This window comes from Enteractinococcus fodinae, assembly GCF_031458395.1.
Taxonomy (GTDB): Bacteria; Actinomycetota; Actinomycetes; order Actinomycetales; family Micrococcaceae; genus Yaniella; species Yaniella fodinae.
This window is the reverse complement of record NZ_JAVDYJ010000001.1, coordinates 242592-258390: the sequence shown is the minus strand read 5'-3', so window position 1 is coordinate 258390 and position 15799 is coordinate 242592. Positions and strand designations below refer to the sequence as shown.

17 protein-coding genes are annotated in these 15799 nt (G+C 60.9%); 5 read left to right on the top strand and 12 right to left on the bottom strand.

The window, feature by feature from the left end:
- The first annotated feature begins 8 nt into the window (after positions 1 to 8).
- Positions 9 to 2252 (top strand): heavy metal translocating P-type ATPase, encoded by a 2244-nt coding sequence (locus J2S62_RS01185; RefSeq protein ID WP_310170344.1) that lies wholly within the window; start codon positions 9 to 11, stop codon positions 2250 to 2252.
- Here J2S62_RS01185 and hutG read toward each other — a convergent pair.
- Both hutG and J2S62_RS01175 read right to left on the bottom strand, forming a co-directional pair.
- A complete protein-coding gene (hutG, locus tag J2S62_RS01180) occupies positions 2202 to 3188 on the bottom strand; it encodes a formimidoylglutamase (RefSeq protein ID WP_310170342.1) in 987 nt (328 codons plus the stop codon). The genes J2S62_RS01185 and hutG overlap by 51 nt on opposite strands.
- A gap of 39 nt (positions 3189 to 3227) precedes the next feature.
- Complete coding sequence (locus J2S62_RS01175; RefSeq protein ID WP_310170339.1) at positions 3228 to 4757, bottom strand: asparagine synthase-related protein; 1530 nt, start codon at positions 4755 to 4757, stop codon at positions 3228 to 3230.
- Positions 4758 to 4987: 230 nt separating this feature from the next.
- On the opposite strand from J2S62_RS01175, the gene J2S62_RS01170 reads away from it, so the two are divergent.
- Both J2S62_RS01170 and J2S62_RS01165 read left to right on the top strand, forming a co-directional pair.
- Positions 4988 to 5467, top strand: a complete 480-nt coding sequence (locus J2S62_RS01170; RefSeq protein ID WP_310170336.1) for a PaaI family thioesterase — start codon at positions 4988 to 4990, stop codon at positions 5465 to 5467.
- Positions 5468 to 5486: 19 nt separating this feature from the next.
- Positions 5487 to 6176 carry a lysophospholipid acyltransferase family protein gene (locus J2S62_RS01165; RefSeq protein ID WP_310170334.1) on the top strand — a complete coding sequence of 230 codons (690 nt, stop codon included), beginning with the start codon at positions 5487 to 5489 and terminating at the stop codon, positions 6174 to 6176.
- Here the strand turns inward: J2S62_RS01165 and J2S62_RS01160 are convergent.
- The 6 genes from J2S62_RS01160 to J2S62_RS01135 form a co-directional block, all read right to left on the bottom strand.
- Positions 6173 to 6910, bottom strand: a complete 738-nt coding sequence (locus tag J2S62_RS01160) for a glucosamine-6-phosphate deaminase (protein ID WP_310170332.1) — start codon at positions 6908 to 6910, stop codon at positions 6173 to 6175. The two genes, J2S62_RS01165 and J2S62_RS01160, sit on opposite strands and share 4 nt — an antisense overlap.
- Before the next feature lie 138 nt (positions 6911 to 7048).
- The gene (locus tag J2S62_RS01155) at positions 7049 to 7645 is read right to left on the bottom strand and encodes an energy-coupling factor transporter transmembrane component T family protein (RefSeq protein WP_310170328.1); all 597 of its coding nucleotides are present in this window, start codon (positions 7643 to 7645) and stop codon (positions 7049 to 7051) included.
- Positions 7645 to 8313 (bottom strand): energy-coupling factor ABC transporter ATP-binding protein, encoded by a 669-nt coding sequence (locus J2S62_RS01150; RefSeq protein WP_310170326.1) that lies wholly within the window; start codon positions 8311 to 8313, stop codon positions 7645 to 7647. Before J2S62_RS01150 ends, J2S62_RS01155 begins: the two co-directional genes overlap by 1 nt.
- Positions 8310 to 9353 carry a thiolase family protein gene (locus tag J2S62_RS01145; RefSeq protein WP_310170324.1) on the bottom strand — a complete coding sequence of 348 codons (1044 nt, stop codon included), beginning with the start codon at positions 9351 to 9353 and terminating at the stop codon, positions 8310 to 8312. The genes J2S62_RS01150 and J2S62_RS01145 overlap by 4 nt, the downstream gene beginning before the upstream one ends.
- On the bottom strand, positions 9350 to 10435 hold the full coding sequence (locus J2S62_RS01140; RefSeq protein ID WP_310170321.1) for an AMP-binding enzyme: 1086 nt from the start codon (positions 10433 to 10435) through the stop codon (positions 9350 to 9352). Before J2S62_RS01140 ends, J2S62_RS01145 begins: the two co-directional genes overlap by 4 nt.
- Positions 10404 to 10976 (bottom strand): biotin transporter BioY, encoded by a 573-nt coding sequence (locus J2S62_RS01135; protein ID WP_310170319.1) that lies wholly within the window; start codon positions 10974 to 10976, stop codon positions 10404 to 10406. The genes J2S62_RS01140 and J2S62_RS01135 overlap by 32 nt, the downstream gene beginning before the upstream one ends.
- A gap of 107 nt (positions 10977 to 11083) precedes the next feature.
- Here J2S62_RS01135 and J2S62_RS01130 point away from each other — a divergent pair, with 107 nt between their 5' ends.
- A complete protein-coding gene (locus J2S62_RS01130; protein WP_310170318.1) occupies positions 11084 to 12778 on the top strand; it encodes an ABC-ATPase domain-containing protein in 1695 nt (564 codons plus the stop codon).
- A gap of 3 nt (positions 12779 to 12781) precedes the next feature.
- Here the strand turns inward: J2S62_RS01130 and J2S62_RS01125 are convergent, their stop codons facing one another.
- From J2S62_RS01125 to J2S62_RS01115, 3 genes are read right to left on the bottom strand one after another with little or no spacing between them, the layout of a single operon-like run.
- A complete protein-coding gene (locus tag J2S62_RS01125) occupies positions 12782 to 13165 on the bottom strand; it encodes a DUF2267 domain-containing protein (protein WP_310170314.1) in 384 nt (127 codons plus the stop codon).
- A gap of 48 nt (positions 13166 to 13213) precedes the next feature.
- Positions 13214 to 13441 carry a DUF2795 domain-containing protein gene (locus tag J2S62_RS01120; RefSeq protein WP_310170312.1) on the bottom strand — a complete coding sequence of 76 codons (228 nt, stop codon included), beginning with the start codon at positions 13439 to 13441 and terminating at the stop codon, positions 13214 to 13216.
- A 9-nt stretch (positions 13442 to 13450) separates the two neighbouring features.
- Positions 13451 to 14473: a baeRF2 domain-containing protein gene (locus J2S62_RS01115; RefSeq protein ID WP_310170310.1), complete on the bottom strand. Its 1023-nt coding sequence runs from the start codon at positions 14471 to 14473 to the stop codon at positions 13451 to 13453.
- Positions 14474 to 14623: 150 nt separating this feature from the next.
- Between J2S62_RS01115 and J2S62_RS01110 the strand changes: the two genes are divergently transcribed.
- Positions 14624 to 15127, top strand: coding sequence for a TetR/AcrR family transcriptional regulator (locus J2S62_RS01110; RefSeq protein WP_310170308.1), 504 nt, complete (start codon positions 14624 to 14626; stop codon positions 15125 to 15127).
- A gap of 15 nt (positions 15128 to 15142) precedes the next feature.
- On the opposite strand, the gene J2S62_RS01105 is transcribed toward J2S62_RS01110, so the two are convergent.
- Entirely contained in the window at positions 15143 to 15526 is a 384-nt protein-coding gene (locus J2S62_RS01105; protein ID WP_310170306.1) for a DUF2267 domain-containing protein, read from the bottom strand.
- Positions 15527 to 15799: the final 273 nt, after the last annotated feature.

Here is a 15799-nt window from a genome sequence, read left to right as displayed (position 1 = left end):
GGAATTTCATGACAACCGACACGACGGATTCCACCCGCGAAGTGCAACTCGATATCAGCGGCATGTCGTGTGCCGCGTGTGTCTCGCGGGTGGAACGTCAGCTCGAAAAACTTGACGGGGTCGAAGCCTCCGTCAACCTGCCGCTGAACCAAGCCTTCGTCAAAGCCCCCGTCGGCCTCGAAGATCAGGTCCTCGTCGAGGCGGTCTCCAAGGCAGGTTACGACGCGACCCTGCCGGGACAGCAACAACCCACTCAGGGCGAAGACGACGAGCTGGAATCACCAGCAGTCGATGACGCTCCCGGCGCGGCAGAGCTGAAACCGCGGCTAATCGTCTCGGCAATTCTGACCGTGCCGTTGTTCCTGATCTCGATGTTCACCGCTTTCCAGTTCCCGCACTGGGGCTGGGTTGCGATGGTGCTGTCGTTTCCGGTGACCTTCTGGGGCGGTTGGCCATTCCACCGGGGCGCGGTCATGGCCGCCCGGCACGGCAGCTCGACCATGGACACGCTGGTCTCGATCGGGGTGACCGCCGCGTGGGTATATTCGACGGTGGAACTGGTGCTGCACCCGACCATGACCGCAGCGGCCGGCACGCACGACCACTCGCTGTATTACGAGACCGCCGGCGTGGTGACCACGTTCTTATTGTTGGGTCGCTATTTAGAAGCCCGAGCGAAAAACCGTGCCAGCGAGGCCCTACGTTCGCTATTGAACCTGGCCGCAACCAAGGCCACCGTGTTGCGCGATGGCCAAGAAGTCGTGATTGATGCCGCCGAACTGCAGGTGGGCGATCAATTCGTGGTCCGTCCCGGTGAAAAGATCGCCACCGACGGGTTTGTGGTGTCCGGTCAGTCAGCTGTGGATACCTCATTGATCACCGGTGAATCGGTCCCCGTGGAGATCGCTGAACACGATACTGTCATCGGCGCGACGATGAACACGTCGGGTCGGCTCGTGGTTCGAGCAACTCGGACCGGATCAGACACGACCTTGGCCCAGATGGGGCAGCTCGTCTCCCGTGCGCAGTCCGAAAAAGCGCCAATCGCCCGATTGGCTGACCGCATTTCGTCGGTCTTCGTCCCCATCGTCTTGGTCATCGCGCTGGTGACGTTGGCGGTCTGGTGGCTGTTGGGTGAGCCAGCGACCGCGTTTCGTGCGGCCGTCACCGTGCTGATCATTGCCTGCCCGTGTGCCTTAGGCCTGGCGACCCCGATTGGCCTGCTGGCCGGGACCGGCCGGGCCTCACAAATGGGGATTCTCATTAGCGGCCCACAGGTATTAGAAGATTCTCGCGGGGTCGACACCGTGGTGCTCGACAAGACCGGGACCGTGACTGAAGGGAACATGGCCGTTTCCAACGTTGTCGCCTTCGGGAATCGCGATGCCGAAGATGTCCTGGTGGCTGCAGCTGCCGTCGAGCTCGGCTCAGAGCACCCGATTGCCCAAGCGATTGTTGACGCTGGTCAGCAACACACGACGCTGCCGCAGGTGATGGGCTTTTCGTCAACTGCCGGTGGCGGCGTCACCGGCACGATCCTGACACCTGATGCGCAGTACAAGGTTGCCGCGGGACGCTCGGTCTTCATCGCGGAGCACGTTGAGGGCCTGACTGCAGAACACGAACAAATGTTCGCTGAGGCGGAAGCTGCTGGAGCGACTGCCGTTTGGGTCGCAATTGACGGGCAGATCGCAGGCATCATCTCGCTGCAGGATCAGATTAAAGCCACCTCGGCGGCCGCCATAGCCGAGTTGAAGGACATGGGCCTGACCCCAATCCTGCTCACCGGTGACAACGAGCATGTGGCCCGGCAGGTCGCGGCGGAAGTTGGAATCGATCCGGCGCACGTATTCGCCGGGGTGCAACCCCAAGACAAGGTTGACAAGGTCAAAGAGCTCCAAGCTGCGGGTCGTACCGTCGCGATGGTCGGCGATGGGATCAACGACGCGCCCGCCCTGGCACAAGCTGACCTGGGGATCGCCATGGGATCTGGCACCGATGTGGCCCGCGAAGCCGCAGACATCACCGTTATGGGCTCATCTGTCACGCAGGTGTCCCAGGCACTGCAGCTATCTCGGAAGACACTGCAGATTATCCGCACGAACCTGTTCTGGGCATTTGCCTATAACACCGCGGGCATCCCCATTGCTGCCCTGGGGTTACTCAACCCGATGTTCGCAGGGGCTGCGATGGCGGCCTCGTCAGTCCTGGTGGTACTCAACTCCCTGCGGCTGACCCGATTCGGGCGCTAATCCACCCGTAAGATGCCTGCCGCGCGCGGCAGTGGTGAGCCGGTCAACGAACCGGGCTGCCACTGCCGCCGTTGCGTTCGTGGGGTCCAGGCTCGGGCTAAGTTCCGCGATATCGGCGTGTACCAGCTTGCCCGAGGACGCCACATGATCAATCACCGCAGACACCAGCGGCAACGGCACACCATAGGTCGCCGGGGTACTCACCCCCGGCGCAACCGCTGCCGGCAACACGTCCAGGTCAATCGTCAGATACACGATATCGACTTGTTGGAGTAATTGCGCGACCGATTGCCCGGCATCACTTGGGTAGGTGATCCATCGATCGTCGGTGACCCACCCGATACCGGATTGGCGTGCTCGGTTGAAGAGATCGGCCGTGTTGGACGCCTCGGCGATACCCATCGCCGAGACCAGTGTGGGGCGTCCGGCTTCAGCTGCCATAATTTGCGCGAATCCGGTACCCGAGGTGGCGATTTCGGTGGGCCGATTATCGAAATGGGCATCCAGATTGATAATGCCTAACCGTGCATCAGGGAACGCACCGCGCACGCCCAAATAGGATGCCCAGGTAATTTCGTGGCCCCCACCCAGCCCTACGGTCAACTTCCCTTGGCGCAGCAACTGGGCCAGCGCTTCACCATAGCGCTGCTGTGCTGATTCAAGATCTCCGTCCACGACCTGCACATCGCCGCCATCAAATAACGGAATATCATGGTGGACGGCAATGGAACCTAACTGAGCTCGAATTGCTGCTGGACCGTCGACCGCCCCGGCACGGCCCTGATTCCGGACCACGCCCTCATCAGAGGCCAACCCCAACAGCACAAACCCAGCAGTTGCCTCGTCAACCGGAGCAATTCGGGAGTGCCAGCGGGCATGTTCCGGGCCGGGACCATCATTGCGACCGGTCCATTCGGGAAATTCAAAGTCAGTCATGGTCTCTAGCCTAGGGGCTCTCGCGTCGTATCCGCCGAATCAGCCTTGGATATACCGGGCGCCGGCCCGATCGACATCAAATCCTGGCAGGGCGTCGGTGAAAACCCGGTAATAGGCCAGCTGTTCGCGGGATCGCAAGGGCGGATTCACCTCAGTTGCTTCCTGTTGGAACACCGCTTCAGGGATGGTGTCCTCAAAATGGTCTTGCAGCACCTCGTTCATGCCGGTGCCCTCACCAAATTTTTCTTTACGGCGCCAGAGAATGTCATCGGGCAACCATCCGTCAAAGGCTCGCCGCAGCATCCACTTGGCGGGTCGTTCTGCGCTGAGTAATTTCCATTCCGGAGGCAACGCGAGAGCCAGTTCGACGACATCGAGATCGAGGAATGGCAGCCGGGCTTCGAGCCCATGCGCCCCCGCAATCCGGTCAACTCGCTGGAGACCACTGATGTGCATCCCTTCGACCATGGCCACCAGATCTTCGTGCAATGCTTCACCGGTCTCGTGCCGAGCGTAGGACGCATAACCGGCAAATAATTCATCGGCACCTTCGCCGGCGAGAACAACTTTGACCTTGTCGGCCGCCAGCTGGTTGACGAAATGATGAGGGACCGCGCTGTGGACTAAGTTGGGGTCGAAGGACTCGAGCTGCGCGATGACGCGAGGAACCAGGGCAATGGCATCCTCTGCGGTGTAGGTGAGTTCATGGTGCTCGGTACCGGTGTGTTCAGCTACTGCTCGTGCTGCGAGCAGATCTCCGCTATCAGCCATGCCCACCGAGAAGGTCGGAAGGGTCCACCCGCGTTCTGCTGCCAGTTTGGCGGCGATCGCGGTGACGATGCTGGAATCCACGCCACCCGAGAGCAAAACCCCCATCGGGACTGCAGCGTCCATCGAGCGTTCGACCGAACGGATGATGGTGTCACGGATGGCGTCAAAGATCCACGCCGGTGGCTCTTCGCTGGGAGCCCGACTCGTCAGTAACACCGGGGTGCTCGCGGGGAAACGCGGTCCGGTCTCCAGGCCACCGCTGGGCGTCCAGATGTACCCGGGCGGGAATGGCTCCACTGCTGGCCGCCAGTCTTCGTCGAATGCTTTGAGTTCCGAGGCGAACACCACGGTGTCACCACGTCTGGCCCAATAAAGCGGAGCGACCCCGAGTGAGTCACGGGCCGCTACGAACTGTCCATCGGCAGTCGCCACGACGAGCGCAAAGGCACCCCAGAGTTGTTCGAATGCCGCCAAACCTTGGTCTTCAAAGAGCAACAGCGCGGCTTCAAGATCCGTGTTGGTGCGGAAGCGTTCCGTCCCGAGGCGCTCCCGGATGCGTCGGTAATTATAGATTTTCCCGTCACCGATCATCCACGTTCCTGGTTGGTGTCCAGCTACCGGTTGATACCCATTTTCTGGATCGGTGATGGCCAAATACCGTGATCCCAACACCGCTGGGGTTTCGGCTCCGGTTTGTTGTATCCCCACCCCGTCTGGGCCTCGATGGGCGAGACGATCAAGCATGCGTTGCACGTCTGACGTTTCGAAAGGGCCGTGTGCTGCCACAATTGCGGACATGGGTGTGTACTCCTCGCGCGGTTCGGGCCGTTGCTGCATCTGCTAATTCAAGGTCTGCAAGCCATTCTAGAATACGACCGCCAAAGAGCAGAGGGGAAGGAACGACCGTTCGACGTTGTCAACGGCGACCTAGGCATCTCGACGAGCACAGCGACTCAGCGCTCATCCTTGAGCACCGAGTATTATGCTGGAAGACACCTTGACTATGCCAGACGAGCGTTTGGAGCCGCATGACAGATCCCGATCGCCATCACACGCTGCCCGCTTCAGTTGATCCTGCCACGGTCGTGCGCGGCGATTTCGGTCCGCATGATCATCCCATTTTGGGCTCACCAGACCGGGCGCCGGAGTGGCTGGGATTTCACGTTTCCGAATATGGCGACGGCTATGCTCGGGCGCACATGCGGGTCCGGGCCGATATGCTCAACGGTTTCAACATCGCCCACGGTGGCATGATCTTTGCCTTTGCCGACACGTGTTTCGCGTGGGCGTGCAATAACCCCGACGGGGACGGCTCGGTGGTCACCGTAACGCAGGGTGCTGACGTTAATTTCCTGTCTTCACCCGCAGAAGGTGCCATGCTGACTGCGATCGGCGTGCGTCACTCCTCGACCGGTCGATCAGGACTGTGTGATGTCACTGTCACCGATGATCAGCAACAAGTCGTTCTAGAATTCCGCGGCCGGTTCCGCACTGTGACACGGCGTTGAGAAGAGAGGTTGATGCACGATGGCGAAAGGTTCAGGCGGATTGAAACGCGGCCTGTCGAGAGCGATTTTGACTGCTGCCGGGACCACGCTGACGGCAACTGACCAGGACGGCGACGAACCACATTTTCCGTCCCAGGCAATCTATTACGCCAACCATTCCTCGAACCTGGACTTCGTGGCGATCCTAGCGGTCGTGCCCAAGGAGCTGCAGCCGCACGTGCGACCCATCGCAGCTGCCGACTATTGGGGCAAGGGCCTCCGGGGTGCCGTGGCGCGCGGAATTTTCAACGCGCACCTGGTGCAGCGCTATAAAGACCGGCCCTATACGCGCGCCGATATGCGGGTCACGCTGCGCACGGACTCTGGCAGCTCACCGAAGGCAGCGCAACTGGCCGGGATGACCGAAGTCCTGGACGAGGGTAACTCGCTGATTATTTTCCCGGAAGGCACCCGTGGACCCTCCGATCATGTCGCGAGGTTCCACGCCGGGCTCTACCGGCTAGCTCGGCACGCGCCGCAGCTGCCGGTTGTGCCGGTGACGCTCAAACATTTGGGGCGGGTCCTGCCCAAGGGCGCGATTTTCCCTCGAGCCCATCCCTCCCAAGTCGTCGTCCACGACCCGATCTATTTGGGCGACAACGAAGCACAGGATGATTTTTTGGCTCGAGCTCGAGAGATTATCGCAGCCGAACTGCAACGGGAAGGTTAGTGCTCCACCTTCGAGGCGGCGGCTTCGTCGAGGTAAAACGTGCAGTCGCTGTGCATCTGCAGGGATGACCCCGGACGTTCTTCTGCCGGTGGCTCCTGCAAGGAGTCGCGAATCGCGTCGGCTTTGGCTTCCCCGAATGCCATCAGGATGGCTTGGCGGGATTTCAAGATGGTACCGATCCCCTGGGTCACGGCTAGCGGTGGGACTTCTTCCACGCCGCCGTCAAAGAATCGGGAGTTGTCTTTGCGGGTCAGTTCGGTCAATGCGCCAACGTGAGTCGGGGCATCGAACGGCGTACCGGGCTCGTTGAAGCCGATGTGGCCATTGCGACCGATGCCGAGCAGCTGCAAGTCGATGCCGCCAGCTTCGGCGATCTTCTCGTCGTAGTAGCGGACCGGGCCTTCGGTGGAATCGTCACCGGCCTCTGGGATGTGTACTTGAGACGGGTCTACCTTCAACGGTTCGGTGACCGTGCGGTTGATGACCGCGTGATAGGACTCCGGGTGGTCCCACGACAACCCGATGTACTCGTCCAGGGCAAAAAACTGAAGCTGGGAAACGTCGGTATTGTGCTCTTGAATCTTGTCTGCCAGCAGCGCGTAGGCCAGTTCCGGGGTGGAGCCGGTGGCAACACCGATGACGGCGTTGGGCTTTTCTACGATGAGGTCGTGCAACCGTTGTGCGACTTCTTCGGAGGCGTGTTCTTTATCGGGCAGAATTTTGACTTTGACCATTGTGTTGTCCCCGTTTCGATACGTTACACCGGTTAAGTGTACTGGCCAGCTGGCGTATCGCCTATCTTCCCGAGTTGTGCGCGCCGGATTTTTTTCAGTTGATATTTCAACTAACTGTGATCATCGCTGCCGAGCTGCTTAGCGGTCGAGTCCCCGCACGGTCAGGGCATCGGCGACGTCGTCGGCATGTTTGAGCGACAGCACCAGCACGGGCACGACCCAGGACCAGGGAGCCAGTCGGACCCCGCGGGCGCGCTGGGCCTCACGTACCTGCCGGATGAAGCCGACGATTTGTCCCAGTGCCGACAGCATCAACGCCACGGCCAAGGCGACCTTATAGGGGTTCACACCCAGGGGTTTTAACGGGGTGGTCAGCCGCTCGACCGTGGCAATCAAATGTTTGATCCGGGTGGTGCGGGTGAAAAGTTGAGCAGCCAAAATGATCGTTGTCAGCCGCGCGATGACGGTTGCGGCGACTTCCGGTTCGTTGAAAATCAACTGGGTGATCAACAAGAAGACGAGTAACAGCGCCATCCGCAACACATCGGAGCCCAGGATGCGCAGCGGGAGTCGGGCCACGAGGTAGCCCAGAACCGGGACGGCCACCACTGCCACGGACCAATACGCATTGGGTAGCCAGAACAGCGCGATCGACCCGATGGCAAGGCACAACAGTTTCAGCCAGGTTGGGGTGCGGTGAATGAAGGAATCTGCCGGGTAGTACAACGAGAGCATTAGCCGATGTGCTCCCGGTACTTACAGATGCTGTCGGGACCGCGGTGGGCGACCTGGGCATCGTGGACCCACAGGATGTCGTCACATCGGGCCGCGAGCTCTAGGTCATGAGTAATCAGCACGAGCTGCCGGTCGGATGCGGCGAAGAGTTGGTCGGCGACGAGCTTGGCGTATCGGGCGTCCAGCATCGTCGTGGGCTCATCGGCGATGAGCACATCGGGACGTGTCGCCAACACGGTAGCCAGCGCCAGTCGCTGCAACTGGCCCGACGACAACGACAGTGCTGGACGGTCCGCCAGTTCGGTCAGGTCGTGCTCTGCCAGGACGGCTTCCAGCGTGGCCTGGCGTTGGTCTTTGGGCAGGTGACGCAGCGAGAGTTCGATGTCTTCGGCGACCGAGGGCATAATGACCTGGGCTGCGGCGTTGGCGATGATCATCCCGACCCGCCCGGAGAGCGCTTTGCGTCCGGTGGCCACTTCGATGCCCTGAATTTTTGCCGAGCCGGTGTAGTCCAGCAGGCCCGCGAGGACTTTGGCCAGGGTAGATTTGCCCGACCCGTTTTCTCCGATAATCGCCGTCGTTGGCTTGTCGAGGGTCAGCGAGACGTTGTCGAGCAGGACCGCGTCATCCGGTTTGACGGTGACGGTCACGTTGGCAAGTTCGATCATAGTTTCCTGGTTAATACCGCGACACCCATGCCGCCGGCAATTGCTGCGGCGGTCACGGCGAAGGTACCCGATGGTGAGGTGTGGAGTTGTTCGAGGGTGGTCAACAAGGCGATCGCACCGGAAGCCGCCCACGGATGCCCGTGTGCCAGTGCCCCGCCGCGCTGATTGACCGTCGAGGGGTCAACGCCCAGCCGCTGGCACACCGCCAAGACTTGGGCCGCATAGGCTTCGACAATATCGAGCACCCCGAGCTGCTGGATAGCCAGTTCGTGAGCGGCCAACAGCGTTTCGATGGCCGGTGCTGCGCCGAGTCCGGGCAGGGCCGGATCAGCTCCGACGAGCCGATAGTCGACGACTTCGACACCCAAGTGGTCTTGTAGAACTGTCTCAGGGGCGAGCTGCACGGCGGCTGCGGCATCGGCGATCCGCGCTGCAGACAGTGCGGTCACGGTGGCTTGTGGATGATCGGTGACGGTGTCGAGCCGTCCCAGCAATTTCTGGATGTCGCGCGGGCCATCGTCGCGGTGTTGCCCCACGATCCACGCTGACGGGTGGGCCATGGCCCGGTTGTGGCTTTGCCGCGCGTATGCCTCTTGGGCTTGGCGAGTCAGCCCGCAGGTGACGGCGAGTTCGTCGGCGGCGGTGGTCATGTCGGGATCCGCAAAGCCGGCCGGGGTGAACGCGGTTTGAGTGCGTTGCGTATCCGGCCAGGCCGTGGATGGTGACTCCGTACCACCCGCGACCACGGTTTGGCCGGTGAGCTGGGCGTGTGCTGCCGCCTGCCCGATCGCGACCAGGCTCGAACCGCACTGGGCGTCCAAGGTCACTGCGCCGGCGGTTTCCCAGCCTGCGGCCAATCCGGCGATGCGAGCAATATTGCCACCGGGGCCCACGGTGTTGCCGATCATGATGACCTCCGGCTGGACGGGCATGGCGGCGAAGACGGTCGCGGCCAGTTGGTCGTCGGTGAGGTCAGCTTGACCGCGATGCCAGCCGGTCACTGCGGTGCGGGCACCGGCGGTGACAACAATGCGGGTCATATTACCTCCGGGACTACTCGCCGAATCTTACCCGACGCAGTCCGATCCAGCCGGTCGACCGTATGCCATTGCACGGGCTGGGCGGCTTTGGGCAGTCGCGAGCGCACCCAAGCACGCAGCGTAGCGACCTCCGGGCTCCCTTCAACCCAGGCCACGACACGCTGACCTAATAACGCATCCGGTTGACCCAACACCAGGCTGGCGGTCACGTTTGGGTGCTGGTTCAGCACAGCCTCGACGTCGGCTGGTACGACGGTGGCGCCCGCAGTCAGGATCGCGTTGTCCGAGCGTCCGCAGAATTCCAGGGCGCCGTCATCGGATGCGTGTACGCGGTCGCCCACGGTGGCCCATTCGATCCCGTCAAGATTGGTACGGCGCAACGTCCCGCGGAGTACCTGGCAGGCGATGTGCGGGCCGGCCACCCAGAGTTGCCCGTCGATGATGCGCACGGCAACGTGCGGAAATGGGCGCATGCCGTCGCCGAGATCCCACGCGATGAAACTGAGCTCTGCGGCTCCCACGTAGCTGACGATGCGTAAGCCCACCGCCTGGGCTCGGGCGGCCAGAGCTGGATCGACTCGGTCACCGCCGACCAGCACGGTTCGTATTGTGCTGGGTTCGCCGGCTTCAAGCAGTTCTACCAGGTGCTCTAACCAGGTCGGGGTGACATGGGCAGCCACAGCACGCGCGACTCCAGGGTCCTCGGGAGTCGGGAGGATGAGGTCGAGTCTTGATTCCTGGGCCCACGCGGCCGAAAATAACGCCATGGATGACACGTGGTGCACCGGCATCCACAGCCCGTCACCGGGGGTTAGCCCAAGTTGGGTGTCGAGTGGTTTGAAAGCGACTCGCCAGCTGTCGGCGCTGCGGACGACCACTTTGGGCGCTCCCGTGGTGCCCGAGGTCAGCGCTGCCCAGGCCGCTTCGTCGGGCAGTCGGACATTAAGCAGCTCACTGGCCACCGGCGCCCGCGGATCGATCATCAGCGGGACCCCGTCGTTGGCCCGCACGCTGAGCGCGAGGGTGAGGGCGTCCTGCGCGTTCGAAGCCTCAATGACTGACAGGTTCGGGCGCTGCGGCACGTTTCGGTTCTCTTTCAAAGGCGCGCGGATAGGCGCGGTACAGTCCCATCGTCACCAGTGTTGCCACTGCAACCTTGAAGAGGTCGCCGGGTAAAAACGCCAGGGAGGTGATAATGGTTTCGCCGATGCTCAGTTGCGTCAGCCAGGCTTGCACTGGGATACCGAAGAAATAAATGACCAGGATGCCGCCGACGATCGAGCCGACCACCACGCGCCACCACACCGGGCGGCTGCCGACGATCAGACCGATAATGATCGGGGCGACCAGCCAGCCGATGAGATAGCCGGCCGTGGGCGACATAAACACACCGATCCCACCGCGGCCCCCGGCGAGTAGTGGCAGCCCGATGGCAACCCCAAGCAGCAACAATCCCATCGACGCCGCACCGCGCCACGGTCCCAGCACTGCGCCGGCGAGCATGACACCCAGCGTTTGCAGCGTGATCGGCACCGCGCCACCGACGCTGATGGCCCCGATCAGCCCCATTCCCGCGGTCAGTGCCGCAAACACCGCGATGCGCGCTATATCTCTGGCCGACATGTTGCTCCTTAGTGCAGAAGTGATTGAACACCGTTCAATGAACAGTGTTCAGGATAGCGTATTGTGCCCGCATCGCCAACTGCACATCGAGTTGATACATTGGGCCCATGAGTGATCTTGGTTCCCTCTTGCAGCGATTGGATGGCGCCGGCTACGGCAGTTACAAGCAATTGCGCGGCACCCACCGGTTGACCGACCAACTCGAGCTCAGCGTTGATCGCGTCCAATCTGATCCGTATGCGCCACCGTCCCTCATCCAAGTGCACGTGCCACTTGCAGCGACCGGCATCTCCCCCAACCTTGTCACCGGTGACGGCGCCGTTGCGGTTGCAGATCATCTCACCCGACGCGTGGCCCTCGCCATCGCGGATTTGGCACCCCACGGTGGCAAAACCGGTGGCGGTCTGAGTATCGATAGTCCGCGCCAACAGGTGCTGGAGCGTTCATCGGTGGTCTTCACCGGCCAGCCTGTTCCTGAGGTGACCGTCCGGCTGGAAGCCGCGCTTCCGGCCCAGGGTCGGCGCATCCGCGGACGGGCCGCAGCCACACTGTTGACCCAGACCCTTCCCAAGGTGCTCGACGCAGCATTGTTGCAGATTGACCACGGCGAGCTCGATGCGGCCGTGGCGCTCTTTGCAGATCAGCTGCGCTTACGCGAACTGTTAGTCGAACACGATCTGGTGGGCTTTGTCGCCAACGGATCCGTGCTGCCCCGTGCGGCAGGCAACTCAGATCTCCCGGCGCACCAGGCCGTGCCATTTGAGGCACCTGCGTCCTTAGAACAGACCTTTGACCTGCCGTCTGGGCGGACCGTGACCGGCATGGGCCTGCCGCGGGGCGTCAGCTTGATTATCGGCGGTGGGTATCACGGCAAGTCAACCCTGTTACGCGCACTGGAACGCGGCGTGTATAACCATGTGGCCGGTGATGGTCGGGAACTGGTGATCACGGTGGACGATGCGCTTGCGCTGCGCGCAGAAGACGGGCGCAGCGTGGCTGATGTTGATATTTCCACGTTCATTGCGGATCTGCCGGGCGGTACTGACACCACACGGTTTTCTACCACGAATGCATCCGGTTCGACGTCTCAGGCGGCGAGTTTGATGGAAGGTTTGGAAGCGGGCGCATCAGCGTTCCTCATCGATGAGGACACGTCAGCCACCAACTTCATGATTCGCGATGATCGTATGCGTCAACTCGTGCCGGCACATAAGGAACCCATCACCCCGTTACTGGATCGAGTGCGAGCACTGTGGGAGGACCAAGGTGTCTCCACGGTGTTGGTCGCAGGGGGCTCCGGTGCGTTCGTCGATGTCGCCGATCGGGTTTTGCTGCTAGACCATTATCGCGTGACCGATATGACGGAACGCGCCCAGCAGCTAGCCGAACCCATTGCGCCCCAGCGACCATTCCCACCGGCCCGGCATCGCGCACTGCAACCGACACGAAAAACTGACGGGCGGCAGTCGGGTGGTCGCTCGCGTGGTCCCAAGCCGCCGCAGGCAAAGGGCACGCATGCCATCCGCCACGGTCGAGGCACTATCAATCTGGGCGCGCTGAGTCAGTTGGTCGATCCATCACAGACCAACAGTATTGCGGCCATCATCGCTTTGGTGGAGTCCCGTGCCGACGGGCAGCGCACGCTGGTCGACCTGATCAGCGAAGTGTTCGAGGAGATGAACGCCGCGGGGTTAGAGACCATTTCGCCGCACAAGGGACATCCCGGCCGGTTGGTCGCCCCACGGCTTGCCGAAGTCGTGGCGGCGATCAACCGAAACCGGGATGTGTGCGTTGCTGATTAGGCGCTATGCGTCCCAGGTGGCGTATGGCTTATAGTCATCGGGCAGGACGTTGAGTAAGTGATCCACTTCGCCGTCCGAGACTGCTTCCATGAGCACCGAAAATGCAGCGTGGGTACGGGTTTGGCTCTCATCCAAAGCGGTGTCCAGGCGTTTGCCAACCCGGCGCACCATATCGGAAGCGTCGAAGCGCTCTTTGACTTCTGGAGCGTTACCAGTCAACACTTCGGCGTATTCTTTGGGGAGTTGGGCCGCGAAGGCTTCGCGTTCTTCGCCCAGATCACGGTAGGCAAGCACTTCCAATACGGCTAGTACCGTGTCATTGGCTTCTTCAAATGAGTCCAATCCGGCGCGTTGTTGTACTCGTTCGGTAATTTCGGTGGGTTGCATAGTGTACTCCTTGACTCCGCGGTCGTCACCGCGTCAGTTGCAAATTGGTTAGCGGGCTGTGCCACCGGGCTGGTCTACGCCTTCGGGTTCCTGAGGCACCGCATCAGCCACATCGTCGATGCTGCTGAATTCACGGTCGGGTAGGGCGTGGAGTGCCTCGAGGGTTTTGGCGTCCGCACTGCGAGTTTGTGCGTAGTGCAAGACTTCTTCTTTCGTTTTGGGGAAGTCTGCGCCCTGCAGTGATTTGGCAGCTCGGATGTCGTCACGTTTAGTCATGGGTTCCTCCTAGCGGGTGGCGGCTTCGAAACGCAAGAGCGCTGCCACACCATCTTCGACTTCGGTTTCAACCAGTCTGGCCTCTGCACCGGTGCGCATTGCAGCGGCGACGAGTTCAGCCTCGTTGGCTGCCGGGCGATCATATTCCAACAACAGGGTCTCGACTGCACCCTGCTCAGCGGCCTGCGCGACTGCGTCAGCGCCTGACAGTGCCGTATTGTGGGCTAGCCCGTATTCGTAGCGTTGGGTATTGTCTTGCATGCGTTGCTGGGTGAGCTCTTCGGCCAGCGATTGTAGTTCTTCGGTCAGTATTGCTTCGGCGGTGTCATCCTCGATGCCGCCTTTTTCGATCTCGCGCAGTGCCAACTGTTCGTCTGCCAGTTCTTCGCGCAAGGCGCTGCGACCTTGTACTTCACCGGCCAGCACAACGACGTCGGGATGCCAACGACGTGCGACCTCGGTGATGTGGTCCGCGACGTCGCGCAGGTTTTGTCTGACGACTTCATCGGCGCGGTTCTGAATTCTCGAATGTGCCATGCCGTTTTCGCGCAGTTTCGAGACCGCGTCATCGCCGTCAATATCGGTGCTGGAGCGTTGATCTACGCGGTGGGACTCAGCCACGTGTAGCTGCCGGATGGTGGCCCCGGTCTGGTCGGTAATCGCCACCAGCATTTGTACAACGCGGTCGCGTTCGCGCAGATAATCACCGAGTTCTGGTGCATCGCGCCAGTAGATGCGATCACCGGTCCCTTGGGACGCATCAAACGCATCGTCAAGTAACACTCCATCAGTGTTGGCGACCAGCACCTTGCCGGTGGACTGCACTTGAGTGAGTTCAGCGGCGTACACGGCGTCATCCAGCGATTCCAACACGCTGTCTGGCGCGCCTGCTTCCGCCAACTGGTGACGCAGATCGTCCCAGCGTAATTGCAGCTGGTGTTCGGCATCTGCTGCCGGGGACCGGGACTCGAGATAGACAGTCGCAAACGGTCCTTGGTGGTCGTACAATTTCCGTAGAGTTTCAAGTTGCATTACTGGAACTCCTAACCTCTAACGGTTCAATTCGGTCACTTTTCTATTGTGAACAGATTCAACCCGAACTTGGCAACAGGTGATTGGATCAGGTTTCCTGAGAGTTGCCTTGACGGCCCATGTCGAAGCCAGAGACTATGATGAAACATAATGTCTACAATTACTCGCCATGAGCTCAGTCGCGTGGGGTTGCGCTTACTTGCCGAGCACGGACTCGCCGACGTCTCGATGCGTCGGGTTGCTAAAGAATTTGATGTCGCGGTGTCGGCGTTATATTGGCATGTCAAAGATAAACAGTCGCTGTTGGGCGCGATGGTAGATGAATTATTAGCCAACGTGGATTTCGCTCCGCCGACTGGCGACTGGCGTACGGATCTCGCCACGCGGGCCGAGCTGATTTATGACACCATCTTGCATACGCGAGATGCGGCTGAACTGACCGCCTCGGTCTTGGCGCTGGGCACCGGTGGCACCAAGCTGCGCGAGGCTCTTGACGAGGTCTCCCCCGACGCCGTCACCACCGATGCCATTATGTCGTTATTGATCGGTCATGCCACGCTGCATCAACAGCGCATCCAGGCTCAAGCGCTCGGCATCGATGTCGCACCGACCACGACCTCAACGTTCCGCCAGACTCTTGAATTAGTGATCTAATATTTGCAGTTCGTACTACACAACCCAGTGCGTGTAGTCGGCTAGGTCATCTGGGAAGTGGGAGACGAAGCGGTTTCGCTCTTCTGTGGGGACGTTTTCGACCAACGCGGTCAATGCGGCACGGGTCCAGGTCTCACTTTGCGGATAACTAACATTTGCACGTTCGCCCACGCGCCGAATGAACTCCTCCACATCGAAGTGCTCATGCGAGGTGCGATCCGGATCATTTAAAATGGCGCCGTATTCTGGAGGAAGTTCTGCTGCAAAACCCGTGTGGGCACCGCTGAGGTCACGTTCGGCCAGCGTCTCGAGTACGGCATTGATCAAACGTTCGGCCGTCTCGGGTGATATCTCGCCGATTCGCTGCTGGACTAGGTCCACAATTGCATTCGTTGCCATCGTGTTCTCCTTCGATCAGATTATTTGGCTCAATACCGAGTCATACGTTGTGCACTTTTCATCAGGCAATTCGGGCCCGTAATCTATTGTTTTCAGATCCCCTGGGGCACTGGCAAGGGGCAGCTATCGAAGGTCGCCACCCTGCTGCTTTCCGCGAAGCTTGGGTTGGTCACCTGCGTTCGCTAGCCCAGCAGATTATGATCCACCCCGGACGAGTGCGGTCCCGAGGTTAATTGCGCAGCCGTGTCTTGAAGGTCTCCATTGGGCTTCGCG